At 70.1% G+C, this 23458-nt stretch carries 19 protein-coding genes, 1 tRNA gene and 1 pseudogene; 15 read left to right on the top strand and 6 right to left on the bottom strand.

The annotated features are described in order from the left end of the window. Window positions 1–1530 (bottom strand): DEAD/DEAH box helicase (locus DJ82_RS08875; protein ID WP_094581621.1); only part of this gene is annotated, 1530 nt, incomplete at its 3' end. A 208-nt stretch (window positions 1531–1738) separates the two neighbouring features. Here DJ82_RS08875 and DJ82_RS08880 point away from each other — a divergent pair. The 8 genes and pseudogenes from DJ82_RS08880 to DJ82_RS08915 all read left to right on the top strand — a co-directional run bounded on the left by DJ82_RS08880 (window position 1739) and on the right by DJ82_RS08915 (window position 9969). Then, a complete protein-coding gene (locus DJ82_RS08880) occupies window positions 1739–2101 on the top strand; it encodes a hypothetical protein (protein WP_094581604.1) in 363 nt (120 codons plus the stop codon). A 93-nt stretch (window positions 2102–2194) separates the two neighbouring features. Then, entirely contained in the window at window positions 2195–6253 is a 4059-nt protein-coding gene (locus DJ82_RS08885; protein ID WP_094581605.1) for an LAGLIDADG family homing endonuclease, read from the top strand. Further along, on the top strand, window positions 6254–6577 hold the full coding sequence (locus tag DJ82_RS08890; protein WP_094581606.1) for a hypothetical protein: 324 nt from the start codon (window positions 6254–6256) through the stop codon (window positions 6575–6577). It begins immediately after the preceding gene. A 42-nt stretch (window positions 6578–6619) separates the two neighbouring features. Next, the gene (locus DJ82_RS08895; RefSeq protein WP_094525198.1) at window positions 6620–6958 is read left to right on the top strand and encodes a hypothetical protein; all 339 of its coding nucleotides are present in this window, start codon (window positions 6620–6622) and stop codon (window positions 6956–6958) included. Continuing rightward, window positions 6955–7725: a hypothetical protein gene (locus tag DJ82_RS08900; protein ID WP_198948049.1), complete on the top strand. Its 771-nt coding sequence runs from the start codon at window positions 6955–6957 to the stop codon at window positions 7723–7725. The genes DJ82_RS08895 and DJ82_RS08900 overlap by 4 nt, the downstream gene beginning before the upstream one ends. A 52-nt stretch (window positions 7726–7777) precedes the next feature. Continuing rightward, the gene (locus tag DJ82_RS08905; protein WP_094526912.1) at window positions 7778–8545 is read left to right on the top strand and encodes a hypothetical protein; all 768 of its coding nucleotides are present in this window, start codon (window positions 7778–7780) and stop codon (window positions 8543–8545) included. After that, window positions 8542–9191, top strand: a pseudogene (locus DJ82_RS08910) (MinD/ParA family protein). Before DJ82_RS08905 ends, DJ82_RS08910 begins: the two are co-directional and overlap by 4 nt. Before the next feature lie 61 nt (window positions 9192–9252). Then, window positions 9253–9969 (top strand): peptidase, encoded by a 717-nt coding sequence (locus tag DJ82_RS08915; protein WP_094526910.1) that lies wholly within the window; start codon window positions 9253–9255, stop codon window positions 9967–9969. Between the two features lie 38 nt (window positions 9970–10007). On the opposite strand, the gene DJ82_RS08920 is transcribed toward DJ82_RS08915, so the two are convergent. After that, on the bottom strand, window positions 10008–10313 hold the full coding sequence (locus DJ82_RS08920; protein ID WP_094581607.1) for a HalOD1 output domain-containing protein: 306 nt from the start codon (window positions 10311–10313) through the stop codon (window positions 10008–10010). A 360-nt stretch (window positions 10314–10673) separates the two neighbouring features. Here DJ82_RS08920 and DJ82_RS08925 point away from each other — a divergent pair, with 360 nt between their 5' ends. From DJ82_RS08925 to DJ82_RS14810, 3 genes are all read left to right on the top strand, one after another. Beyond that, a complete protein-coding gene (locus DJ82_RS08925; RefSeq protein ID WP_094525193.1) occupies window positions 10674–12182 on the top strand; it encodes a phenylalanine--tRNA ligase subunit alpha in 1509 nt (502 codons plus the stop codon). After that, window positions 12182–13918 (top strand): phenylalanine--tRNA ligase subunit beta, encoded by a 1737-nt coding sequence (gene pheT / locus DJ82_RS08930; RefSeq protein ID WP_094581608.1) that lies wholly within the window; start codon window positions 12182–12184, stop codon window positions 13916–13918. The genes DJ82_RS08925 and pheT overlap by 1 nt, the downstream gene beginning before the upstream one ends. Window positions 13919–14041: 123 nt before the next feature. After that, the gene (locus tag DJ82_RS14810; RefSeq protein WP_158217301.1) at window positions 14042–14206 is read left to right on the top strand and encodes a hypothetical protein; all 165 of its coding nucleotides are present in this window, start codon (window positions 14042–14044) and stop codon (window positions 14204–14206) included. A gap of 21 nt (window positions 14207–14227) precedes the next feature. Here the strand turns inward: DJ82_RS14810 and DJ82_RS08935 are convergent, their stop codons facing one another. The 4 genes from DJ82_RS08935 to DJ82_RS08950 all read right to left on the bottom strand — a co-directional run bounded on the left by DJ82_RS08935 (window position 14228) and on the right by DJ82_RS08950 (window position 19828). Beyond that, the gene (locus DJ82_RS08935; protein ID WP_094525191.1) at window positions 14228–15385 is read right to left on the bottom strand and encodes an aminopeptidase; all 1158 of its coding nucleotides are present in this window, start codon (window positions 15383–15385) and stop codon (window positions 14228–14230) included. A gap of 439 nt (window positions 15386–15824) precedes the next feature. Beyond that, on the bottom strand, window positions 15825–17624 hold the full coding sequence (pepF, locus tag DJ82_RS08940; RefSeq protein WP_094581609.1) for an oligoendopeptidase F: 1800 nt from the start codon (window positions 17622–17624) through the stop codon (window positions 15825–15827). A 91-nt stretch (window positions 17625–17715) separates the two neighbouring features. Continuing rightward, on the bottom strand, window positions 17716–18189 hold the full coding sequence (rimI, locus tag DJ82_RS08945; RefSeq protein ID WP_094525189.1) for a ribosomal protein S18-alanine N-acetyltransferase: 474 nt from the start codon (window positions 18187–18189) through the stop codon (window positions 17716–17718). Window positions 18190–18271: 82 nt separating this feature from the next. Further along, window positions 18272–19828, bottom strand: coding sequence for a PAS domain S-box protein (locus tag DJ82_RS08950; RefSeq protein WP_094525188.1), 1557 nt, complete (start codon window positions 19826–19828; stop codon window positions 18272–18274). Between the two features lie 184 nt (window positions 19829–20012). Here DJ82_RS08950 and DJ82_RS08955 point away from each other — a divergent pair. The 4 genes from DJ82_RS08955 to DJ82_RS08970 all read left to right on the top strand — a co-directional run bounded on the left by DJ82_RS08955 (window position 20013) and on the right by DJ82_RS08970 (window position 23426). Beyond that, a tRNA-Arg gene (locus DJ82_RS08955) sits at window positions 20013–20085 on the top strand. Window positions 20086–20281: 196 nt separating this feature from the next. After that, the gene (locus DJ82_RS08960; RefSeq protein ID WP_094581610.1) at window positions 20282–20980 is read left to right on the top strand and encodes a hypothetical protein; all 699 of its coding nucleotides are present in this window, start codon (window positions 20282–20284) and stop codon (window positions 20978–20980) included. Next, complete coding sequence (locus DJ82_RS08965; protein ID WP_094526899.1) at window positions 20980–21243, top strand: hypothetical protein; 264 nt, start codon at window positions 20980–20982, stop codon at window positions 21241–21243. Before DJ82_RS08960 ends, DJ82_RS08965 begins: the two co-directional genes overlap by 1 nt. Beyond that, window positions 21240–23426 carry a type B DNA-directed DNA polymerase gene (locus DJ82_RS08970; RefSeq protein ID WP_094581611.1) on the top strand — a complete coding sequence of 729 codons (2187 nt, stop codon included), beginning with the start codon at window positions 21240–21242 and terminating at the stop codon, window positions 23424–23426. The genes DJ82_RS08965 and DJ82_RS08970 overlap by 4 nt, the downstream gene beginning before the upstream one ends. The last annotated feature ends 32 nt before the right edge of the window (window positions 23427–23458 follow it).

A 23458-nucleotide genomic window follows, 5' to 3' on the forward strand; every position in this document is an offset into this window, starting at 1 on the left:
ACTCCGCCGGAAGCGGCGAGCCGTGTCGAGGCGGAGGTAGTACTTCGAGGCGAGGCGACCGAGCCCCGTCGGCTCGATCGCGAGCTCGTCGTCGGCCGCGACGAAGCCGTGGTCGACGAGCGAGTCGAGGGTGTCTCGCACGCGGTCGCGGAGGGTGCCGAAGTCGTACGCGTCCGGCTTCGACTCGGCGCGGACGTAGTAGAAGGTCGTCTCTAACCACGCCATCACGTCCTCCAGTCCGCGGATGGTCCCCATCGCGATCTCCGCGTTGAGGTGCGACTCCAACTCCGCGGCGAGGCGGGACTCGATCTCCTTGCCCTCTCGGAGCAGCGCGCGGTACTTGTCCGCGTCCGCGCGGTCGCAGACCACCCAGCCGTAGCCCACGTCGTCGTAGCCGGGGCGGCCGGCGCGGCCGAGCATCTGGAGCACGTCCAGCGGCGAGATGTCCGTCTCGCCCTCCAGCGGGTCGTGGTACTTCGTGTCGCGGATGACGACGCAGCGCGCCGGGAGGTTCACTCCCCACGCGAGCGTCGACGTCGAGAAGAGCAGCTTGATCTTCCCCTGTTTGAACCACTCCTCGACGCGGTCGCGGTCCGCCTTCCCGAGCCCGGCGTGGTGGAAGCCGACGCCGTCGGTGACCGACTGCCGGAGCGTGTCGTTGGTGAGATCTTTCGCCTCGTTGTGGAAGTCGTAGTCGCCCCGGGAGTCGATCGGGATGTCGCGGTCCGTGATCTCGTCGCGCGCCTTCTTGGCCGCCTGCACCGTGTCCTGCCGCGAGGAGACGAACACGAGCGCCTGCCCGTCCTCGCGGACGTGCGGCTCGGCCAGGTCGAGCGCGCGGTAGAGCCGCCGGTACTTATCGGCGAACGCGTTCGAGCCGTGCGAGTACGTCTTCACGCCCGTTTCGAGGTCTACCGGGCGGTACTCGTCGCCGAACTCGTAGGTCGTCTCCGCGGGCGCGTCGAGCCACTTGGCGACGTCCTCGACGTTCGGCATGGTCGCGGAGAGCGCGACGACGCGGGGGTCCTGCAGCCGGCGGAGCCGCGAGACGGTCACCTCCAGCACCGCGCCGCGCTTCTCGCTGTCGAGCAGGTGGACTTCGTCGATGACGACGCAGTCGACGTCGGTGACGAACGAGTAGCGCGCGGAGTCGTGCTTCCGGGTCGCGCTGTCGGCCTTCTCGGGCGTCGTCACGAGCACGTCCGCGCGCTCGGCGCGGCGGGGGTTGAGGTCGCGCTCGCCGGAGACGACGTACACGGAGTAGCCGAGCGCTTCGAACCGCTCCCACTCGCTCTCTTTCTCGTTGGTGAGCGCGCGGAGCGGAGCGATGAAGAGGGCAGTGCCGCCCTCCGAGAGGGTCTTGCAGATCGCGAGCTCGGCGAGCGCGGTCTTTCCGGAGGCCGTCGGCGCGGAGGCGACGACGTTGTTGTCGGTCTCTAGGATGCCCGGGAGCGCCTCGCGTTGCATCCGATTGAACTCGTCGAAGCCGAACGCGTCGGCGAACTCCGGCACCGCGTCCGCGACCTTCACGCCGCACCACGCTCGCGGGGGACTCGACGGCGACCGAGCGGTGTTCGCATCACGTCGAGTCGGGGGGCTCCAGCCCAAAGGCGTTTCTCATGTGGGCGGCGGGGGACTGTCGACGCGAACGGACGCGCCCGCCGTCTCGGGCCGCCCCTCGGATCGATCCCCACCGTCGACCCCGGGCGTTTACGTGAGCGGGGGTCGACCGCCCGGTATGATACCGTCGGACCCGATCGTCGCCGGAGCCGCGGCCGTGATCGCCCTGCTCGTCCTGGTGACCGTCGTCCGTCGCCTGCGAGGGCCGTCCGGGGAGGCCCGCGAGTCGAAGCGCGCCCACGAGGCCGCACAGGAGCGCGAGCCGCCGGTCGAGATCGGCGAGACGTACGAGTTCGGCGTGACGGAGCTCACCGACCACCACACGGGCGCGGAGGTCGCCGTCGGCAAGGTCGAGGGGTTCGTCGTCTTCGCCGAGGACATCCCGAGCGACCTCTCGACGGGCGACGTGATCCGCGCGAAGGTGCTCTCGTTCAACGAGGGGCGCACCTCGGCCGACGCGACGTTCGTGACGAAGGCGTAACGGGACCGGATCCCGGGGGCGAACGCGACCCGCGCGGTCCACCTCCGCCCCGAGCATGAGGTTCATACGTGATGGCGACGAAGGGGTTTCGTAATGGCTCAGGCCGGGAATCAGGACCTCACGGAGCGGTTCATTCAGTTCTACCGCAACTACTACCGCGAGGAGATCGGCACCCTCGCGCAGCGATACCCCAACGAACAGCGCTCCCTGTACGTCGACTACGACGATCTGTTTCAGTTCGACCGCGACCTCGCCGAGGACTTCCGCACGAAGCCGGACCAGATGCGCGAGTACGCCGAGGAGGCGCTGCGGCTCTACGACCTCCCCGCCGACGTCAGCCTCGGCCGCGCGCACGTCCGGATCGAGAACCTCCCCGAGAGCATCGACATCCGCGGCATCCGCGTTCACGACGACCACATCGGGAAACTCGTCTCCGTCAAGGGGATCGTCCGCAAGGCGACCGACGTCCGCCCGAAAGTCACCGAGGCCGCCTTCGAGTGCCAGCGCTGCGGCACGATGACGTACATCCCCCAGAGCGACGGCGGCTTCCAAGAGCCCCACGAGTGTCAGGGCTGCGAGCGACAGGGCCCCTTCCGCGTCAACTTCGACCAGTCGGAGTTCATCGACTCTCAGAAGCTCCGCATCCAGGAGTCGCCCGAAGGGCTTCGCGGCGGCGAGACGCCCCAGTCGCTCGACGTCGACATCGTCGACGACATCACCGGGAAGGTGAGCCCCGGCGACCACGTCACCTGCGTCGGCGTCCTCCACATCGAACAGGTCGAGCAGGGCAACGAGAAGTCCGCCATCTTCGACCTGTACATGGACGGCGTCTCCATCTCCATCGAGGACGAGGAGTTCGAGGACATGGACATCACCGAGGCGGACAAACGCGAGATCATCGAGCTCTCCAACCGCGACGACATCTACGAGGCGATGGTCGGCTCCATCGCGCCCGCCATCTACGGCTACGAGGAGGAGAAGCTCGCGATGATCCTCCAGCTGTTCTCCGGCGTCACCAAACACCTCCCCGACGGGTCGCGGATCCGCGGAGACCTCCACATGCTCCTTATTGGCGACCCTGGAACGGGTAAATCTCAGATGATTTCGTATGTAGAAAACATCGCGCCCCGATCGGTCTACACCTCCGGGAAGGGCAGCAGCGCGGCGGGGCTCACCGCGGCCGCGGTACGCGACGACTTCGGCGACGGCCAGCAGTGGTCGCTCGAGGCCGGCGCGCTCGTGCTCGCCGACAAGGGGATCGCCGCGGTCGACGAGCTGGACAAGATGGACTGCGTGACCGGCGACACGCTGGTCACGCTCGCGGACGGGCGCGTGGAACGTATCGACGAGCTGGCACGGGATGCCGCGGAAGACGGCGAAATCGAGGATCTCTCGAACGGCCGACGAATCCGCGACGTCGATCTCGAGGTCTGGACGATAGACGAGGACGGCCGGCTGGTCGAGCGTCCCGTGTCCGCGGTGCACGAGTACGACGCGCCGTCGGAGCTGACGCGAGTGACGATGGAGACCGGAGAGTCGCTGACCGCGACGGCCGACCACCCGTTCTTCGTCCTCGACGACGGCGAGCGCGTCGAGCGCGAGGCGGCGGCGCTCGACGACGGCGACTGGGTGTACGTCCCCCGCGAGATTCCGGCGAAAGCGACGGACGGTGCGGGAGCGGTGGGGGCTGCAGGCGGTGATGTCGACGCCGAGATCGTCGACGGCGAACTCGTCGATGCCGGCGAGGGAATCGACGCCGCGATGGCGAGCGTCCTCGGATATCTCTCGGGCGACGGGAACGTCTACTACGACCGCGAGGAGGGCGTCTACGGCGTCCGGTTCACCAACACCGACGACGAACTGCTCGCCGACTTCGAGCGGGCGGCACGAGAGGCGTTCGGCGCGGAGCCGACCCGTCCGCCGAGCGAAAAGCGTGAAGGCGGCGTCGAGACGGTCCGCGTCACTGGAAAGGAGTACGCAGACGCCGTCCTCGACGCGGGGATGAACCTCGGTCGGTACGACGAGAAGTGCTTCCCGACCCCTGTTTCGACGGGAAGCCGCGCGGCGAAGGCCGCGTTCGTCCGTGCGCTCGCCGACAGCGAGGGCCACGTCGACGAGTCGGCGGGCAACGTTCGGATAGCGTCGGCGAGCCGGGACCTGCTTCGAGGGGCGCGGAACCTCCTCTTACAGTTCGGCGTGTCGAGCCAGCTCCAACACCGCGAACGAAACGGGGGCAGAGACGTGTACTACCTCACGGTGACGGACGCGGAATCGCTCGCGGCGTTCCGCCGCGCTATCGGATTCACCGCCACCCGAAAGGCGGAGGCGCTCGACCGCGGCGTCGAGGCCGCCGACGGCGACCGTACGATTCTCGACGTGGTTCCGGAGATAGACGGCCTACTCGCGAAATGCCGCGAGTCGCTTCGGCTTCACCAGAGCGAATGCGGGCTCGACGCGGTCACGTATCACGACTTCGAGAGCGGAACCGCGAACGCGTCGCTCCATCGAGCGCGCCGGATACTCGCCGCATTCGAGGACAGACTGGAGGCGGCGGCCGAGGACCGTCGCGTGCTCGACGGAGAGGCGGCGTGGGAAACCCTCGCCGAGATACGCGAGCGGTACCACGTCTCCCGGTCCGAGCTCGCCGAGGGAACGGCGCTGTCACAACAGCGGATCTCCAGCGGATGGGGCGAGAGCGACGACGTTCGTCGAACGGTGGCGAGCCGGCTTCGCGACGTTCTCACTGCGGTCGGCGAGACCGATCTCGATGGTCTGCGAGAGTTCGGACGGGGTGACGTGAAGTGGCGCCGCGTCGAGTCGATCGAAACCGTGCTGCCGGAGTCGACGGAACACCGTAGCGAGGTACTTCGGCAGCGTCTCGCCGACATCGTCGGCGGGCCAGTCGAAACGGCAGAGCGACGGGCTCGCGAGCTACTCGACCGCGGTCAAGTCGGCGAAGTACGATCGGAACGCGCGGCGACGCTCGACGCGTACGGCGTCAGTCAGGCCGACGTGGCCTCGTCGCTCGACGTGGATCAAGCGACCGTGTCGCGGTGGCTGTCCGGGGGCGTCGAGACCGACAGGCTCGGCGATCTCCGCGAAGCGATCGGAGCCGAAGTCGACGCCGTCAAGGACGAACTGCGCTCGCTCCTGGCTCGGATCGAGGACGGGCGGCAGCCGAAGGTGTACGACCTGACCGTCGACGAGACGCACAACTTCGTCGCGAACGGCCTCGTCGTTCACAACTCCTCCGACCGCTCCGCGATGCACGAGGGGCTCGAACAGCAGAAGATCTCCGTCTCGAAGGCGGGGATCAACGCGACGCTGAAGGCGCGGTGTTCGCTGCTCGGCGCCGCGAACCCGAAGTACGGCCGGTTCGATCAGTACGAGCCTATCGGCGAACAGATCGACCTCGAACCCGCGCTCATCTCGCGGTTCGACCTGATCTTCACGGTGACGGACAGCCCGGACCCCGAGCACGACTCCCGGCTGGCGAAACACATCATCAAGACGAACTACGCCGGCGAGCTCAACACGCAGCGCGAGGAGTTGGCGAGCTCCGAGTTCACCTCGGACCAGGTGGCGGAGGTGACTCAGGAGGTCGCGCCGGAGATCGACGCCGAACTGCTCCGCAAGTACATCGCCCACGCGAAGCGCTCCTGTTACCCGACGATGACGGAGGAGGCGAAGGAGCTGATCGAGGAGTTCTACGTCGACCTGCGCTCGAAGGGCGCCGACGAGGACGCGCCGGTCCCCGTCACCGCCCGGAAGCTGGAGGCGATGGTACGGCTCGCGGAGGCGAGCGCGCGGCTCCGGCTCTCGGACACCGTCGAGCGCGAGGACGCCGACCGGGCGACCGACATCGTGGAGTCCTGTCTCAAGGACATCGGCGTCGACCCCGAGACCGGGCAGTTCGACGCCGACGTGGTCGAGACGGGCACCTCCAAGAGCCAGCGCGACCGCATCAAGAACATCAAGGGCCTCATCGCGGACATCGAGGAGGAGTATCAGGAGGGCGCGCCCGTCGAGGAGGTGCTCGACCGCGCCGGCGAGATCGGGATGGACCCCGGAAAGGCCGAACAGGAGATCGAGAAGCTCCGCACGAAGGGAGAGGTGTACGAGCCGAAGCAGGGGCACCTGCGGACGACGTAGATGGACCGGATCTCCGCGATACGGAACGTCGAGGACGCCCTACGCGCGTTCGAGGACGGCGAAGCGGACCTCGCCGACACGGAGCGGCGGGTGGCAGCGGTGCTCCGGACCTACGCCACGGAGTTCGACGGGGAGGACGACGTGTTCCGCGCGGTGGGGGACGATCCGGTCGACGGGCGAGTCGTCGTGGCGCCCTCGGCGCCGGCCGCCCGCGAGCGCGTGCTCGCGCTCTCCGGGGTTGACGTGGACTGGTCAGACGATCTGACAGACCTCGAAAACGACGCAGTCCCCGACTTCGAGGTCGAACGAGTAGGCGATCCGTAGTAGTTCGGAACCGATAAGTTCGACCCTCGATCAGCCGCGTCCGTGCTGCTGATCGTGACGTATTCGGAAGCGGCTCGCACCGGACTCCGGAACCTGTGTCGACGCCACGAGGAGTCGATCGTCCGTCGGTTCGGGCGAGCCGCGTTGCTCGACGCGACGACGTACGCCGCGTTCCTCGCCGTGCGGCTCCGGGAGTCGCACGGCGGCGACGTCCAGATCGAGCGGACGGAGCCGTTCAACGAGTTCGTCGCGCTCGACGAGTCGGTCCGCGAGGCGGCGAGCGCGTACGCGGACCGAGACGCGACGGCGACGCCGTACGCCGCGTTCGCCGCCGGGACGGACCATCCCGACCCGGACCGACTGAAAGGCGAGGAGCTGTGACCGGCGCGCCGGCGTCTGACGAGGCTGAGAAGCGCCCGTCCCCCGCGCCGGAGGCGGTCCTCGACCAGGTGCCGACCGGGACCAGCCTCAGGCGGGAGCTCGCGGCGGCGGCCCGGTCGCGCGGACGCGAGTCGTCGGTGCCCGACGATCTCGGTCGACTCCGGGAGGAGATCGCGGCGATCGGGGTCGAGTCGGTCGACCTCACCGGGGCCCGTCAGCGAGTTGCGGAAGCGAGCGGCGAGGAGGAGCGGCTGAAAGAGCGCGTCGCGGCGCTCCGCGGCGACGTGCGGGCGCGTCGGGCCGTCGAGGCGGAGACCGACGAGGCGCTCGGCGACCTCGAGTCCGCCGCGGCGGAGCTCTCAAACGCGCAGACCGAGCGGATCGCGGCCGAGCAGGCGCTCGAACGGGCCCGCGAGCGGGCCGCCCGCGCCCGCGACGAGCGGGAGCGACGGCTCGAACTCGAGGACCGGCTGCGAAACCGCCGGCGAGAGGCGCGCCATGAGCTCGCGATAGACGTGTATCCGGCGTTTCGCGCCGCTCTGGCGTCGGTTCCCGGCGTCGATCCGCCGCGCGCCGGAGCGGGGCCGTCGGAGTACGAGGGGCCGCGACTCGCCGCGTCGCTCGCGGCGGTCCGGATCGCCGATCTGGACGCCGCCGTCGCGCTCGGCGTCGAGGCCGCGCGCTGGCTCGCCGAGCGCGGGGAGCGGTCGCCGGAGGCGGTGCTCGACGAGACGGTCGTCCGTCCGGACCGCGCGCCCGACCCGTGATCGGGGTCGGCGTCGGACAGAGATTTATCAGCGATACCGCGTCAGCCGGCGTATGGATCTCTCGTGGACCGTCGACCGGGCGGGCGACGCGTCGCTGGTGCGCTGTCGGGTGCGCAACGAGGAGGCCGTCCCGCGACGGGTGCGGGTCGAGAGTCGGTTCGAGGCGCCGGTGCTGCCGCCGCGACGCGGCGGCGTCCCGGCGGACGGGTGGGACGCGACCGGAGTGACGCTGCGGGTCGACCCGGGCGACCGACGCGGGTTCGGCTTCGCGGTTCCGGCGCCACCCGTCGATCCCCCGGTCGAGATCGTCGACGTCGAGGCGGCCGACCCGGACGAGTCCGCCCGGGCGACCGCCGGTCCCGACGGCATCGACGGAGGTGGCGACGCGACGCCGGCCGACGCGCTCCGCGACCTCGCCGACCACCGGCCGCCGCGGGCGGCCGTCGACGGGGATCGCGAGACCGCCGACCGCCCCGAGAAGACCGCTCCCGGCGTCGAGGCGGGCGGTACCGACGGCGAGGGCGAGGACACCGGAGGCGACGCCGGGGGTTCCGGGCGAGCGGCTTCCGCCTCGGTCGACGACTGGTTCGCTGCGGTCGAGGCCCGGATCGACCGGGCGGAGCGGCTGACAGACGCCGACGTGGCGACGGCGACGGAGGTAGTCGCGGACGCGGGGGGTATCGACGCGCTCGCCGGCGTCGACGACCGGATCGACGGCGACGCTGACCGGCTCCGGGCGGTGAGCGAGCGCGCGGCGTCGCTGGCGGAGCGCGCGGCGGAGACCGATGTCCCGGTCGACGCGCTGGAGCGGCTCGCGTGATCCTCGCCGTCGCCGGGGGGAAGGGCGGAGTCGGGAAGACGACGGTCGCGTACAACGTCGCCGCCGCGCTCGACGCGGTCGTCGTCGACGCGGACCTCGGCATGGCCGACCTCCCCGGCGGTCGGGGTCCGGACCTCCACGACGTGCTCGCCGGGCGCGCCGACCCGACGGAGACGGTGCGAACCGGCCCTGTCGACATCGTTCCCTGCGGACGGACGCTCGCCGGCGCCCGCGCCTGCGACCTGTCGGCGCTGGGAGACGCGGTGGCCGCGATCGAGCGGGACCACGGCGTCGTCGTCCTCGACTGCCCGGCCGGCCGGCGGGCCGACGCCGGCGTTCCGCTCGCGGTCGCGGACGCGTGTCTGCTGGTGGTCTCCCCGCGGGCGTTCGCCTTGGCCGACGCGATCCGCACCCGAGCGCTCGCCCGCGAGCTCGGCGCCGGGCTCGTCGGCTGCGCCGTCAACCGAGTGACCGAGGAGCCGCCGACCGAGGCGATCGCCGACGCCCTGGGCGCCCGCGGCAGGTGGTGCCGGCGGACCCGCGGTCGGTCCGCTCCGTCGCCGCGGAGCGGCCGGTCGTCGACGCCGCCCCCGAGAGCGACGCCGCGCGGGCGATCGGGGGGTTGGCCGGGCGGGTCCCCCGCTGACTGAGCGCCGAGCGCGCGGAACATCGGGTCGCTTTATTCGGTCCGGGACGGAGGGGGAGCCATGTTCACGGTCGCGTTCCTCGTCGGCGTCGCCGTCGTCGGCTTCCTCGCGGTCGAGGTCGGACCGCTGTACGCCGCCGACCGCTTCCGCGACCTGCGGGAGCCGACTGACGGTGAGCGGAAGCGACTCGCCTCGCTCCGCGAAACCGCCGGGCTCGACATCGAGCGGGTCGCGATCGAGACCGACGGCGGGGCGACGGGAGACGAAGAGACTGCCGACGGGGCGGCGACGAACGGGGACGGCGCGGGGATCGGACGTGTCGACATCGCCGTTCGCGGACCGCCCGGCAGGCGGGTCCTGTTCCTCACGGAGAGCGTGCTCGACGGCCTCGACGAGGACGTCGCGATCGGCCTCCTCGCGGCCGAGGCGGGGCGCGTGGAGACGTACTACGGCGAGTTCCGCGCGGTCTCGATCGCGGCGGTGCTCGGAGTGCTGGCGGCGATCGTGACGGTCGCGGTGCCGTTTCAGGCCGGGTTCGCGTCGCTCGTCGCCGTGGCGCTCGTCGCGTTCTGGGTCGGCCGACGGGTGCAGTACGCCGCCGACGACCGCGCCGCGGACGCGGTCGGCGCGGGCCGCGTCGCCGACGCCTTCGAGCGCGTCGCCGCGGTTCGGGGGGTCGAGCCAGCGAGGGGCGACTGGTCGACGTGGTTCGAGGTACAGCCGCCGCTCGGCGATCGGATCGCGGCGCTTCGAGAACGGGCGGGATCGGACGACTGACGCGACGGGAACGGTCGGCGGTCGGTACTCGGCCGTCGTTACTCGGCGGGCCGAGCGACGGCCTCGCCGGCGTCGACTCGGACGTCGTACCCGGCGACGGAAAACGAGAGGGAGAATCCCTCGTCCGAACGGTGCTCGACGAGCGCGTCGAGCGCGTCGGGGTCGACGTGGTCGTACAGGACGATGTCGGCCTCGTCGGCGAGCGCGTCGGGGTCGACCCCGACGAGGTCTGCGACGGCCTCGACGACCGCCTGGCTCGCCGGGCGGTCGTCGGCGCCGTGGGCGACCCGGACCGGTCCGGGGAGCGAACCGGCGTCGGAAGCGTTTGACGGAACACTGCTCATACCCGTCCTGTCGGCGAACCAGTATATAAACGCTCGCCGTCGTTAATCAAAGGTGATAATTCGGGCGATCCGACGGATGGATCGGCCGGAGACAAACCGTTAACGCCCTGCGCGAGACATCAGGTAACATGTCACTCGGACGCCCCACGGCGGGTATCGCCCGGAGAGCCGACGGCGACGCGTTCGGGTTCTTTTTTAACTAACTGACGCGCGGCGGACCCGCCCCGCGACCGGGCGGCGAAACCGCGTGGTTCGGCGGACGGGACGGTCGGGCGGGAGACGAACCGACCCGGGTCGTCCCGCGACGGCGACGTGCCGGAACCGTTACCAACCAGCCACACGCGTATGGATACAACTCGAATGCGACTCCCGGAACGACAGCTCGCGGTCCTCGAGGCCGCGAGCGCGACGGACGAACGGACGATAGACGAGATCGCGGCGGAGACGGGGTTGAAGCCCGAGACCGTCGTCGGCGCCGCCTTCGACCTCCGCGACGAGGGGCTGTGCTCCGTCGCCGAGCGCACGGCCGAGACCCTCGATCTCACCGACGAAGGCCGACGCTACGTCGACGACGGGCTTCCGGAGACGCGGCTCTACCGGGCCGGGCTCGCGCTCGACGCCGGCGAGGCGCCGGTATCGATGGGGCGGGTCATCGGCGAGGCCGACCTCGACGGACCCGAGGTCGACATCGCGCTCTCGAACTTCGCCCGGAAGGGATTCGGGTCGATCGACTCCGGCGAGCTTCGGGTCGATCCCGACGCCGACCCCGACGCCGACCCGGAGGGGGCCGCGCTCGCGGCGCTCGCCGCCGGCGACGACCCCGGGGCCGACGACGCCGTCCTCGAGCGGTTGGACTCCCGCGGGCTCGTCGACCGCGGCGAGTCGGTGACGCGCTCGGTGACGCTCACCGACGACGGCGTCGACGCCCTGATGACGGGCGTCGAGGCGGCCGAGGCCGTCTCGGAGCTCACGCCAGAGCTGCTCGCCAGCGGCGAGTGGCGCGACGTGGAGTTCTCCGAGTACAACGTCGAGGCCGACGCCCCGACGACGCGCGGCGGGCGGAAGCACGTGCTCCGCCGGACGGCCGACCGCGTGAAGGACGTCCTCGTCGGCATGGGGTTCCAGGAGATGGAGGGCCCCCACGCCGACAGCGACTTCTGGATCAACGACTGCCTGTTCATGCCCCAGGACCACCCGGCGCGGACCCACTGGGACCGGTTCGCGCTGGACGTCGACCCGATGGACGAGATCCCGGAGGAGCTGATCGACCGCGTCGAGACGGCCCACCGGGAGGGGTGGGGCGAGGACGGCGACGGCTACCACTCGCCGTGGTCCGAGGAGTTCGCCCGCGAGGTCGCCTTACGCGGCCACACCACCTCGCTGTCGATGCGGTACCTCTCGGGGATCGCCGGCGCGGATCTCGACCCCCCGCAGCGCTACTTCTCCGTGGAGAAGGTGTACCGCAACGACACGCTCGACCCGACGCACCTGCTGGAGTTCTTCCAGATCGAGGGGTGGGTGATGGCCGAGGACCTCTCGGTGCGCGACCTGATGGGCACCTTCGAGGAGTTCTACCGGCAGTTCGGCATCACCGACATCCGGTTCAAGCCGCACTACAACCCCTACACCGAGCCCTCCTTCGAGCTGTTCGGCGAGCATCCGGAGACGGGCGAAGAGATCGAGATCGGGAACTCCGGCGTCTTCCGCGAGGAGGTCACCGGGCCGCTCGGCGTCGACTGCGACGTGATGGCGTGGGGGCTCGCCCTCGAACGGCTCGCCATGCTCACCACGGGCGCGGAGGACATCCGCGACCTCCACGGGACCCTTGCCGACATCGAGTTCCTGCGGGACGCGGAGGTGAGCTACTGATGCCCGTCGTCGACATCGACACGGACGAGCTGCGCGGGCTCACCGGTCGCACCGACGCGAGCGACGACGAGTTCAAAGAGGACCTGTTCGGGCTCGGCTTAGAGTTCGAGGGGGAGACCGACGACGGCCTCCTCCAGTTCGAGTTCGCGCCCGACAGGCTGGACCGCCTCTCCGTGGAGGGCGTGGCGCGCTCGCTGCGCTACCACCACGGCGACGACCGCGGCGTCTACGTCCCCGAGACGAACGACCCCGAGTGGACGATCGAGGTCGACGACTCCGTGCCGGACGAGCGCCCCTACGTGACGGGGGCCGTGATCCGCGGCGTCGACCTCGACGAGGGCGCGCTCGAGTCGCTGATCCAGCTCCAAGAGAAGCTCCACGCGACGATGGGTCGCGGCCGCGCGAAGGGCGCGATCGGGATCCACGACCTCGCGATGCTCAAGGGCGCGCCGCTCCAGGAGGGGTCGGAGCCGTCGATCACCTACCGCGGCGTCGAGCCCGACGGCGACACGTTCGTTCCGCTGGACGCGAACGACGAGCTGACCCCCGCCGCGGTGCTCGACGAGCACGACACGGGACGGACGTACGCCGACCTCGTCGCGGACCTGGACCGGTACCCCGCGATCTACGACGAGCTCGGCCTCTTCTCGTTCCCGCCCGTCATCAACGGGAAGCGGACCGAGGTGACGACGGGCTCGCGCGAGCTGTTCGTCGAGCTCACCGGCACCGACCAGTGGACGATCGACCGAATGTGTAACATCGTCTGTTACGCGCTCTCCGCCCGCGGCGCGACCATCGAGGAGGTGAAAGTGAACTACGCCGACGGCGCGGCCGCCCCGAGCGAGTACGGCGCCGAGCTCGTCCGTCCGAACCTCGACCTCGACGAGAAGTCCGTCGGCCACGACCGGATCGAGACGCTGCTCGGCGTCGACTTCGAGCCGGAAGAGGTCGTGGACTGCTTCGAGCGCGCCGGCCTCGACGCCTCGTACACGCTCGACGAGGACGTCACCTACGAGGTGGAGATCCCGCCGTACCGCGTCGACGTCCTCCACCGGCTCGACTTAGTCGACGACGTGGGTCGCGCCTACGGCTTCGACGAGCTGGAGCCGCGCTACCCCGACGTGGGGACCGTCGGCGGGCGCCACGAGCGCTCCCGGCTGGAGGACGCGGTCCGGACGAGCCTCGTCGGGCTCGGCTTCGAGGACCTGCTCAACTTCCACATGACGAGCGGGACGGAGAACTACGACCGGATGAACGTGGAGCCGGGGAGCGCCGCCTTCGGCGGCGGCGAGCCCGCCGAGATCACGGAGCCGTACAGCGAGGAGTACACCCAGCTCCGCACGTGGGCGCTCCCCTCGCTCGTGCTGCTGTTGGAGCGGAACACTCACAACGCGTACCCGCAGGACGTCGCGGAGGTGGGCTTCGTCGCCGAGCGCGACGACTCGGAGAACACGAACGTCGCCGAGCGCCGCCACGTCGCCGGCGCGGTCGCCCGGCGCGACGCCTCCTACGAGGCCGCGAAGGGGCGCCTACAGGCGGTGTGCGACGACTTCGGGGCGGAGCTCGCGACGCCCCGCACCGAGCACCCGTCGTTCATCGACGGGCGGACCGCCGGGGTCGAGATCGACGGCGAGCGGGTCGGCGTGATCGGCGAGGTCCATCCCGCGGTCCTCGTCGAGCACGACCTCGAGGTCCCGGTCGCGGCCTTCGAGTTCGACCTCGACGCGCTGCGCTAGCCGAACCGTTCCCCTGCGGAACCGTCTGCCGGCGAAACCGCTCGATCCGACGGTGTCACGATCGTTCGGGATCGTGAGATCAGGAACAGAAAGTATTTGTGTCGGTTGTCGAAGGAACTTCGCATGAACTGTGAGAGGTGCGGCACCGACGCGCCGGTCCGCCATTGCGACGTCGACGGGTTCGCCTACTACCTCTGCGTGACGTGTTCCGAGGAGTGGGGCGCGGTGACGGAGCGTCCGGACACGTCGACGCCCGCGGACTCCGCTGAACGGTCCGTGGTGCAGTAGGGCGACGAGTCGAGACCGGGGTTACCCCTCGAACCCCTCCTCCCACCGGAACGTCCCGTTCCGCTGGATGACCTCGCCGTCGACCTCCATCCGGGAGCGCTCGCTCACGTCGGTTATCATGTCGACGTGGACCGCGCTGTCGTTGCCCGACTCCCCCTCGGGGAGGCAGGCGCCGTAGGCGCGACCGACCGCCATGTGGACCGTGTCGCCCATCTTCTCGTCGAAGAGGATCGAGTCGGTGAAGCGGTCGATCCCGCGGTTCATCCCGATGCCGAGTTCGCCGAGCCGCCGGGCGCCCGGATCGGTGTCGAGGACGCCCGCGAGCGCGTCCTCGCCGGTCTCGGCCGCGAAGTCGACGACCTCGCCGCCCTCGAAGACGAGGTGCACGTCCCGGACGCGGGTCGCGTCGATCGTCATCGGCACGTCGAAGAACGCCTCGCCCGCGGTGTCGAACGGGGCGGTGAACACCTCGCCGCTCGGCAGATTGTGCGAGTCGTACGCCACGGAGGCGGCCGAGTTGACCGCGGTGCGGCCGGCGATCGACATCGTCACGTCGGTGTCGGGCGCGCCGTCGCGCTCGGTGACGAGTCGGACCTCCTCGCCGGCGTCGAGGACCCCCTTCATCCGGGCCATCTCGGCGGCGAGCGCCTCCCAGTCGCGGAGGACCGCGTCGTAGACGAAGTCGCGGTACTCCTCGTAGGCCATCCCGGCCTGCTGGGCGAGGCTCCGGGTCGGGTGGACCGTCGACACCCAGTCGGTGTCCATCCGGGCCTCGCGGACGCCCGTTCGCGCCTTGGCGTACGCCTGCCGGGTCTCGCTCGCCACGTCCGCGGTCGCGGTGGTGTTGCGACCGCCCCCGATCCGGAGGTAGGCGTCGGCGGCCTCGAAGATCGCGCGGTCGACCGCCGGGTCGTCGTCGAAGTCGGGGACCGCGTCGCCGTCGCCGTCGGCGCCGTCGCCGTCGGCACCCGCCTCGGCGCCCTTCAGGTACGCCCGGGAGAGCTCGTCGGAGCCGTACAGCGTCGTGACGGTCGCCCCGCGCTCGCCGAGCGCCTCGGCGACGGCGACGCCCAGCTCGTGGGCGTCCTCGGCGACGCTGACGACGACGTCGTCCCCGGGCTCGACCCGCGCGCTCCAGTCGACGAGCACCTCGGCGTGCTCGCGTACGCGTTCGTCCATTACTCCGTGTGTGTTCGGGGAAGCGTAAATCGGTGCCGGGACGGTGATTATTTATCATCGATCGACGACACGGCGGCGGACTCCGACGACGCGTCGGTCGCTTATTCATAAATAACTCCTCGGAATCGGTGAAGAACGTCGCCAAAGCCCCAGTCGCGCTCGGCTCCCGCGGCTCGCTGTGCTCCTCAGTCGTTCGCTTCGCTCACTCCTTGCGGTGCTTGCGTCGCCGAGGTTCGCCGAGCGCGACTGCCCCTTTGAGTCCCGCCCCCTCCGCACAGCGCCTCACGCCTCCCCAGCCTCGTCGCTGGCACCCTCCGCTTCGCTCCGGGAGCCAGCGACTCCCTCGCGCGTGCTGCTCGGCCACGAAGCGGCCTCGCAGGCACGCGCCACCGCAGTTCTGTTTATAAAAGAGAGCGTCAGTCAGATTGCCGCCGCCGGACTACTCCAAGTCGAGCAGCGCGGCGATCTCGTCGAGGTAGTCGTCGTAGATCCCGACGGCGGACTCGATCGGGTCCGGCGAGGCCATGTCGATGCCCGCGAGCTCGACGACGGTCAGCGGGTAGTCGGAGCCGCCCGCGGCGAGCATCTCGCGGTAGTCGGCGGCGGCGGACTCGCCCTCGTCGAGGACGCGCTCGACGATCGCGGCGGCCGCGGAGATGCCGGTCGCGTACTGGTAGACGTAGAAATTGTAGTAGAAGTGCGGGATCCGTTCCCACTCGCGCTCGATGCCGCCGGTCAGCTCGGCGGGCGCGTAGTAGTCGCCCTTCAGGTCGGCGTAGATCTCGTCGAAGGCGTCGGGCGTGAGCGCGTCGCCGGCCTCGACGCGATCGTGGATCTCCTGTTCGAAGCTCGCGAACATCGTCTGTCGGAAGAGCGTCGAGCGGAACCGTTCGAGGTACTCGTCGAGCACGTGCGTCCGGAGCTCGTCGTCCTCGACGGTGTCGAGCAGGTGGTGGGTGAGCAGCGTCTCGTTGACCGTGGAGGCGATCTCCGCGACGAAGATCTCGTAGCTCGCGTCGTGCCACGGCTGGGCGTCCCCGGCCAGTTCGGAGTGCATCGAGTGGCCGAGCTCGTGAGCCAACGTGAACATCGAGGCGATGTCGTCCTGGTAGTTCATCATGATGTACGGCTGGGTGTCGTAGGTGCCCGATGAGAACGCGCCGGAGCGCTTCCCGCGGTTCTCGTACACGTCGACCCACCGCGAGTCGAGCCCCTCCGCCATCCGCTCTTGGTACGCCTCGCCCAGCGGCGCGACCGCCTCGATCACCCACTCGCGGGCCTGGTCGTACTCGACGTCCGGACCCTGGTCGCCCGTCAGCGACATGTAGAGGTCGTGGCTCTCCAGCCGATCGACGCCGAGGGCACGTTCCTTCAGCCCCGCGTGCCGGTGGAGCACGTCGAGGTTGTCGTCGACCGTCTCGACGAGGGTGTCGTACACCTCGACCGGGACGTTCGAGCCGTCGAGCGCGGCCGCGCGGGCGCTGTCGTAGCCGCGGATCTCGGCGCTCGTCCCGTGCTCGCGGACCGCCTTTTCGAGGGCGGTGCCGACCGTGTTACGCACGTCGCCCCACTGCTCGTAGAAAGTCTCGTGGACGCGCCGGCGGAACTCGCGGTCCGGGTTCGTCTGGAGCTTCGTGAAGTTCGCCTGCGTGATGTCCACCTCCTCGCCGTCGGGGTCCTCGACGACGCCGTACGTCATGTCGGCGTTCGTCAGCATCGAGTAGATCTCGCTCGGGGCGTCGGTGACCTCCGAGAGGTCGGCGAGCACCTCCTCCACCTCCGCCGAGCGCGTGTGTTCTTTCATGCGCAACACGTCGTCGAGGTAGTGCTCGTACGTCTCCAGCGCGGGTTCGCTTTCGAGGAACTCCGCGACCGCCCCCTCGGTGAGCGACTGCAGCTCGGGCTCGAGATACGAGACCGCGCTCGACGCCTCGGAGCTCAGCGAGGACGCCTTCGCCGACATCGCCTGGTACTCCTGGTTGCGCGTGTCCTCGGCGCTGCGCAGGCGGGCGTACGTCGTCACCTGCTGGAGCTCCCGGAAGACCTCCTCGCGGAGCTCGAGCAGCTCCAGCAGAGTCGCGGCGTCCTCGGTGACGCGGCCCTCGTAGTCCCGCAGCTCGTCGACTCGGTCGGCGACCGTCTCGTAGGCGGCCTCCCACGCCTCGTCGTCCGCGTAGATGCTCTGGAGGTCCCACTTGTACGCCTCGTCGATCTCCGCTCGTTCGGGAACCGAACTCATACCGTCCGGTTCGCGCCCCGGGCACTAAGGGTTGTCAAAAGCGGAAGCACGCGGGCGGCGAGGGGCCGACGAACCGCGATCGCGCCGGCGCTCACACGCCCGTCGCCCACTCGGCGAGGTCGACGACGAGCACGATCGCGTCCTCGCCGTCCCGGTAGTAGTTCGAGACGCGGCGGACCGGCTCGAACCCCTCGTCCCCGTACAGCGACCGGGCGACCGCGTTGCTCTCGCGGACCTCCAGGCGCACGACCGCGACGCCGACGCCACGGAGCCGCGCGAGCGCCGAGCGGAGCAGCCCGCGGCCGAGCCCCTCGCCCCGCGCGTCCGGGTGGACCGCGAGGTCCTTGACGTGGCCGATGTCGCGGCCGTGGTTCGGCGTGGCGTCCGCGACGACGTAGCCGACGACCCCGCCGTCGCGCTCGGCGACGAGGAACGCGGGCTCGTCGAGCAGGCGCTCGAAGGCGTCGTACGGCCACGGGTCCGCGAAGCACGCGCGCTCGATCCGCACCACCGCGAGCAAGTCCGCGCGCTCGATCCGGCGGATCGTGGCGTCGACGGGAGTCACGGTTCAGATTGGTAGTCGGGAGGAATAAACGCGACGGGACGGGATCGGGACCCGCCGACCGCCGTCGAACGGCCTCGTCGGTTCACCCGTCGATCCACGGCTCCGTCGCCGCGACCGCGTCGGGGGCGGGGGCCTCGACGACGAAGCAGGCGCCGTCCGGCCGCGGGACCTGAGCCGGCAGGGAGGGCTCCGCGTCCGGGCGGAGCTCGATCGACCAGCCGTGTGACTCGACGACCTCGCGGACGATGTCGAGACCGTACCCCGTCCCGTCGGCGCTGGTCGTGAATCCGGGTTCGAAGGCGTCCCGGCGGTGTTCGGGATCGATCCCGGGGCCGTCGTCGGCGACGACGATCCCCTCGTCGGTCGCGCTCACGACGACCGTGACGTCGGCGTCGGCGTCGGCCTCACGGGCGTGTTCGACCGCGTTCCGGAAGAGGTTCTCCAGCGCCTGCCGCAGGCGTCCGCGGTCGCCGCGGACCCGGGCGTCGGCGCCGACGACGAGGGTCGCGCCGTCGCTCCCGGCGGTCGCCCACGCCTCGCGGACGGCCCCCGCGAGGTCGAACTCGGTCGGCTCGTCGATCCCCGACCCCTGCCGAGCGAGCGTCAGCAGCTCGGAGACGAGCTGGTCGATCCGGTCGACGGCGCGCTCGCCCCGCTCCAGCGGTTCGGTGTCCTCCTTCAGCCGCGCCATCTCCATCGACGCGCGGATCACGGACAGCGGGTTCCGGAGGTCGTGCGAGACGATGCTCGCGAACCGGTCGAGCCGCTCGTTGCGGTCGGTGAGCCGGCGCTCGCGCGCCTTTCGCTCGCTCACGTCGCGGGAGTTGATGAGGAGCCGACCGACCGCGACGTCGTCGGGCAGAGAGCGCGTCCGCGACTCCAGCCAGACCCAGTCGCCGTCGGCGGTGCCGTACCGGTACTCCATCGTGGGCGCCGCCTCGGGGTCGTCGAGGGCGCGGTAGAACCGCTCCGTCACGCGCTCGCGGTCGTCCGGGTGGACGTACCCGAGCGGCGACCGGCCGACGGTCGACCCCTGCTCGTAGCCGAGCACCTCCTCGATCGACGGGCTCTCGTACCTGACCAACCCGTCGTCGTCGACGACGGTGACGAGGTCGGTCCCGTACTCGAGGAACTGGCGGAACCGCTCCGGGAAGGCGCGGTCGATGTCGACGCGGCGCGCGGTGACGACGCGCCCGCCGAACTCCGGAGCGAGCTCCTCGTCGACGACGGACTCGACCCAGACGAAGCCGCCGCTCGCGTGTCGGAGTCGGTGGGTGACGGTGCGGTCGGCCGCGACTGCGGAGAGCGCGTCGGAGACGGGGTCGCGGTCGTTCGGGTGGACGTGCTCGAGCAGGTTGTCGCCGAGCAGCGCCTCGCGTTCGACGCCGAGGACCGCGGGCACCGACGGGCCCGCGAACAGCACCTCGCCGTCGACGGCGACCGCCGCGACGAAGCGGTCAGATCCGCCGTCGCCCGCGGTCGTCGGGTCCGTCGTCTCGCGGTCGCCGGCGCCGGCCCGCTCGGGGCTCACCCTCTCGTCGACGGTGGAGCGTCGTCGATCCGTCGGCGGCCGTCCCTCGTCGTCGCGAGAAGAATCGCCCCGCGGGGCAGACGGCCTGTCGCTGGGACGCAGAGTCACAGTTGTTCTATCCGCTCTACGAGAGAGCGGGTATAAACGTGCGTGATGTAGGTATCAGCAGAGATAATTTGCGGTTCGATCCGGAGACTGCGGCGCGACGGGCGGAGACGAACGGGCTCTCTCGGGCGACGGTAACGTCCCGAGTCAGAAGCGTTAAACGCGCGCCGCGGGTATCCGCTCGTGAGGGCGCGTAGCTCAGCGGACAGAGCACTTGGTTCCGAACCAAGATGCCGCGGGTTCAAATCCCGTCGCGCCCGTCACGTTTTTTATCGGAGCAAACGTGACGGCGGCCGGGTGTATATAAACTGAACCCCCAGTGGCGGGTTTGAGTTCGTCACGCGACGTGAGGGATCGTCGCCTTCGCGCGGTTCAGGAGTTGCGGTGAGCGCCACTTCCACTTTCACCGTCCGTCCATGGCTCACCCCTTTTAGACGCCTCGTCGTCTCCACCACTATGCACACCCGTTCCCGACGACCGACCGCCGACCTCCCGGAACTCGCACCCGAGGTCACGCTCGTCGACGTCGACGACGAGCTCGGTGTCACGCCCGTCCAGGCGCTTCTCCTCGACCGAGTGCTCGGCGGCGACGACCCGGCGTTCTGGGTCGACGGCGCGAACAGCGCGAACACGACGCGCCTCCGCGAGCTCGAACCGGCCGATCGCGTGCTCGACCGCATCGAGGTGGCACGCGGGTTCACGGCCCATCAGCACACCGCTCTCCTCGACCGGCTGGCCGGTCGGCTGGCCGCCCGAGAGACGCCGTCGGTCGTCGTCGCGACCGGACTCGACGGGATGTATCGCGCCGCCGACGTCGACGGCGAACTCGCGGAGCGGATGTTCGTCCGTGCGATCGCGTCGGTCGCGCGCGTCGCTCGCGTCCACGACGTACCGGTCGTCGTGACGCGGCGTCGCGAGGACGACTTCTCGCGGCCGCTACGCCGCGCCGCGGCGACGTGCCTCCAGTGCCGAGCGACGCCGTTCGGGCCCCGCTTCGAGGACGCGGAGGGCGACGCTGAGACGCTCGTGTACCACACGGACGACGGGTGGCTCCAGACGACGCTCACCTACTGGCGGGAGGTCCTCGAACACCGCGCCCGGATGCACGAGGCGTCGGCGCTCGAACGCACGCCGGTCACATCCGGACTCCGGTAATGGGTCGGACGAATCCGACGTACCGAGACCGGTTAGGCGCGATCGAAGACGAGTGGGGGGCGTTCCGTCGCGCGCTCCGGCGAGCGGATCAGCACCGATTCGACGACCTGTTCGTGTACGCCCGCGATCACGCCGACGCCGCGGGGACTCTCAACCACCCGGATCCGCTGGCACCCGTCTGGATGGCGATCCTACTTGAACAGGAACGGCGGATCGACGAGCTCGAGACGCGGGTCGAAGCGCTCACCGACGGGGAAGCGTGACCCTCACGGTGGATTTCCTCGGTGACGGTCGCGTCGCCGAGTGGACGCTCGCGTCGGACGGTGTCGCTCGCCGCGTCCGCGAGAGCTACCGGCCGACGCTCTTCGTCGGCGACTCGGCGGACGACCTCTACGGGCGACGGGGCGGCTCCGATCCGACGCCGCCCGCTCGCGACGGGCTCTCGCACGCGCTGAGCGAACTCCGGTCGTTTCTCGCCGGACAGGAGGCGGTCGCCGGGCTCGGCGTCGAGGAACACCGCCAGACGTTTCGGACGACAGCCCGCCCGCTCCTCCGCATCGACGCGACCTCGATCGAGGCGGTCCGAACGGTCGCGAAACGGGTCCGCCGGTTCGACCGTCCGGACGCGTACACCTGCTACAACGTCGACCTCACGCGACAGCTGCGATACTGCCTCGAAACGGACACGCCGGCTGGCCCCGACCGATCGGTTCGCGACCTCCGAACGGTACGCCTGGATTTCCCCGGCCACGAATCGGGCGTCGAGTCGCTGCCGCGGCTCTCCGTCGACGGTGACCGAATCGATTCGTCACCGCGAGGGGTCGTGGAAGGCGTTCGGGCGGCGCTGGATGAGCGCGACCCCGATGTGCTAGTCGTGTCGACGGCCGACCTCGTTCCGTTGCTGTTCGAGGCGGCCGACGCGTACGACGTCGACCTCGAACTCGGACGGAGACCGGGGTACACGAAACTCGCCGGCGAGTCGACGTACACGTCCTACGGGAACGTGGGGCACTCGCCGGCGCGGTACGCGGTCCCCGGACGCGTCATCGTCGACGAGTCCAACTCGTTCTTCTATCACGAGTCGGGGCTCGAGGGGTGTCTCGACCTCGTCAAGCGCTCCGGGTTGCCCTTACAAGAGCTCGGGTGGGCCTCCATCGGACGCGTGTTGACGGCGATGCAGATCCGGGAGGCCCGGAACCGTGACGTGCTCGTTCCGTGGCGGGCGTGGCGGCCGGAACTGTTCAAACCGGCGTCGACGCTCGATGACGCCGACCGCGGTGGAACGACGTTCGCCCCCGACGCGGGCGTCCACGAGAACGTTCACGAACTCGACTTCGCGTCGCTGTATCCCAACATCATCCGGACGCGCAACATCTCGCCCGAGACCGTTCGGTGCGGGTGCTGTGACACCGACGATGTGCCGGGACTGGGGTACTCAATCTGCGAGCGCGACGGTTACCTCCCCGACGTGCTCGGGCCGCTGATCGACGCTCGGCGCGCGATCAAGGCGCAGATTCCCGACGCCGACGACGACGAGCGCGAGCGGCTGGAAGCCGCCTCGTCGGCAATCAAGTGGATCCTCGTGTCTTGCTTCGGGTATCAGGGATTCAGCAACGCCAAGTTCGGGCGCATCGAGTGTCACGAAGCGATCAACGCGTACGCTCGCGAGCTCCTCCTCGACGCGAAGGCCGCCCTGGAGGATGCCGGATGGCGCGTCGTCCACGGGATCGTCGACTCCGTCTGGGTGACGCCCGCCGAGGGCCGCGAACAGCGTCCGCTGACGGCGGTCGCCGACGAGATAAGCCGTGACGCCGGCATCGAACTGGAGTACGAGTGCGCGTTCGACTGGGTGGCGTTCTGCCCGATGCGAAGCTCGGAGTCGGGAGCGCTGACCCGGTACTTCGGGAAGCGACGGGGCGAGGAGTATCCCGAGACGGGGCTCGGTGACGCGGTCAAGACCCGCGGCATCGAGGGGCGACAGCGCTCGACGCCGGAGTGGGTCGAGGGCGTGCAAGCCGAGGCGCTCCGCGCGTTCGACGAGACGCGGTCGCCGGAGGCGGTGTGTGACGTGCTTCGGCGCCGGCTTCGTGAGCTCCGTGACGGCGCGGTCGATCCCACCGGGCTCGTCGTCGACAACCGCGTGTCGATGGACGTCGACGACTACTCGGCGGAGACGCTCACCGTGGCCGCCCTGAAACGGGCACGGATCGAGGGGGCCGGGGTGGCACCGGGACAGCCCGTGCGATACGTCGTCGTCGACGCGAACGCGCGCGGCGCTGCGCGCGTCCGCCTGGAGTTCGAGGAGGTCGACCGATACGATACCGAGTGGTACGAGGACGCCGCCGTGCGCGCCGTGGAGAGCGTGCTCGCTCCGGTAGGGTGGCGCGACGGAGCGATCAGGCGGTACCTCGCCGGAACGAGGGACGAGACGCTAGCGGGATACTGAGGTCGCGGTCCGGTTGAGACCCCGCTTGTCAG

It is taken from the genome of Halorubrum sp. Ib24, from assembly GCF_002252745.1.
Lineage (GTDB): Archaea > Halobacteriota > Halobacteria > Halobacteriales > Haloferacaceae > Halorubrum.

Excerpts from the sequence above, each read along its gene's own strand:
- DJ82_RS08915 (WP_094526910.1), top strand. The coding sequence starts at position 9,253 with ATGTTCACGGTCGCGTTCCTCGTCGGCGTCGCCGTCGTCGGCTTCCTC.
- DJ82_RS08905 (WP_094526912.1), top strand. The coding sequence starts at position 7,778 with ATGGATCTCTCGTGGACCGTCGACCGGGCGGGCGACGCGTCGCTGGTG.
- DJ82_RS08880 (WP_094581604.1), top strand. The coding sequence starts at position 1,739 with ATGATACCGTCGGACCCGATCGTCGCCGGAGCCGCGGCCGTGATCGCC.
- DJ82_RS08890 (WP_094581606.1), top strand. The coding sequence starts at position 6,254 with ATGGACCGGATCTCCGCGATACGGAACGTCGAGGACGCCCTACGCGCG.
- DJ82_RS14810 (WP_158217301.1), top strand. The coding sequence starts at position 14,042 with ATGAACTGTGAGAGGTGCGGCACCGACGCGCCGGTCCGCCATTGCGAC.
- DJ82_RS08925 (WP_094525193.1), top strand. The coding sequence starts at position 10,674 with ATGCGACTCCCGGAACGACAGCTCGCGGTCCTCGAGGCCGCGAGCGCG.
- DJ82_RS08935 (WP_094525191.1), bottom strand. The coding sequence starts at position 15,385 with ATGGACGAACGCGTACGCGAGCACGCCGAGGTGCTCGTCGACTGGAGC.
- DJ82_RS08885 (WP_094581605.1), top strand. The coding sequence starts at position 2,195 with ATGGCTCAGGCCGGGAATCAGGACCTCACGGAGCGGTTCATTCAGTTC.
- pepF (WP_094581609.1), bottom strand. The coding sequence starts at position 17,624 with ATGAGTTCGGTTCCCGAACGAGCGGAGATCGACGAGGCGTACAAGTGG.
- DJ82_RS08965 (WP_094526899.1), top strand. The coding sequence starts at position 20,980 with ATGGGTCGGACGAATCCGACGTACCGAGACCGGTTAGGCGCGATCGAA.
- pheT (WP_094581608.1), top strand. The coding sequence starts at position 12,182 with ATGCCCGTCGTCGACATCGACACGGACGAGCTGCGCGGGCTCACCGGT.
- DJ82_RS08920 (WP_094581607.1), bottom strand. The coding sequence starts at position 10,313 with ATGAGCAGTGTTCCGTCAAACGCTTCCGACGCCGGTTCGCTCCCCGGA.
- DJ82_RS08960 (WP_094581610.1), top strand. The coding sequence starts at position 20,282 with ATGCACACCCGTTCCCGACGACCGACCGCCGACCTCCCGGAACTCGCA.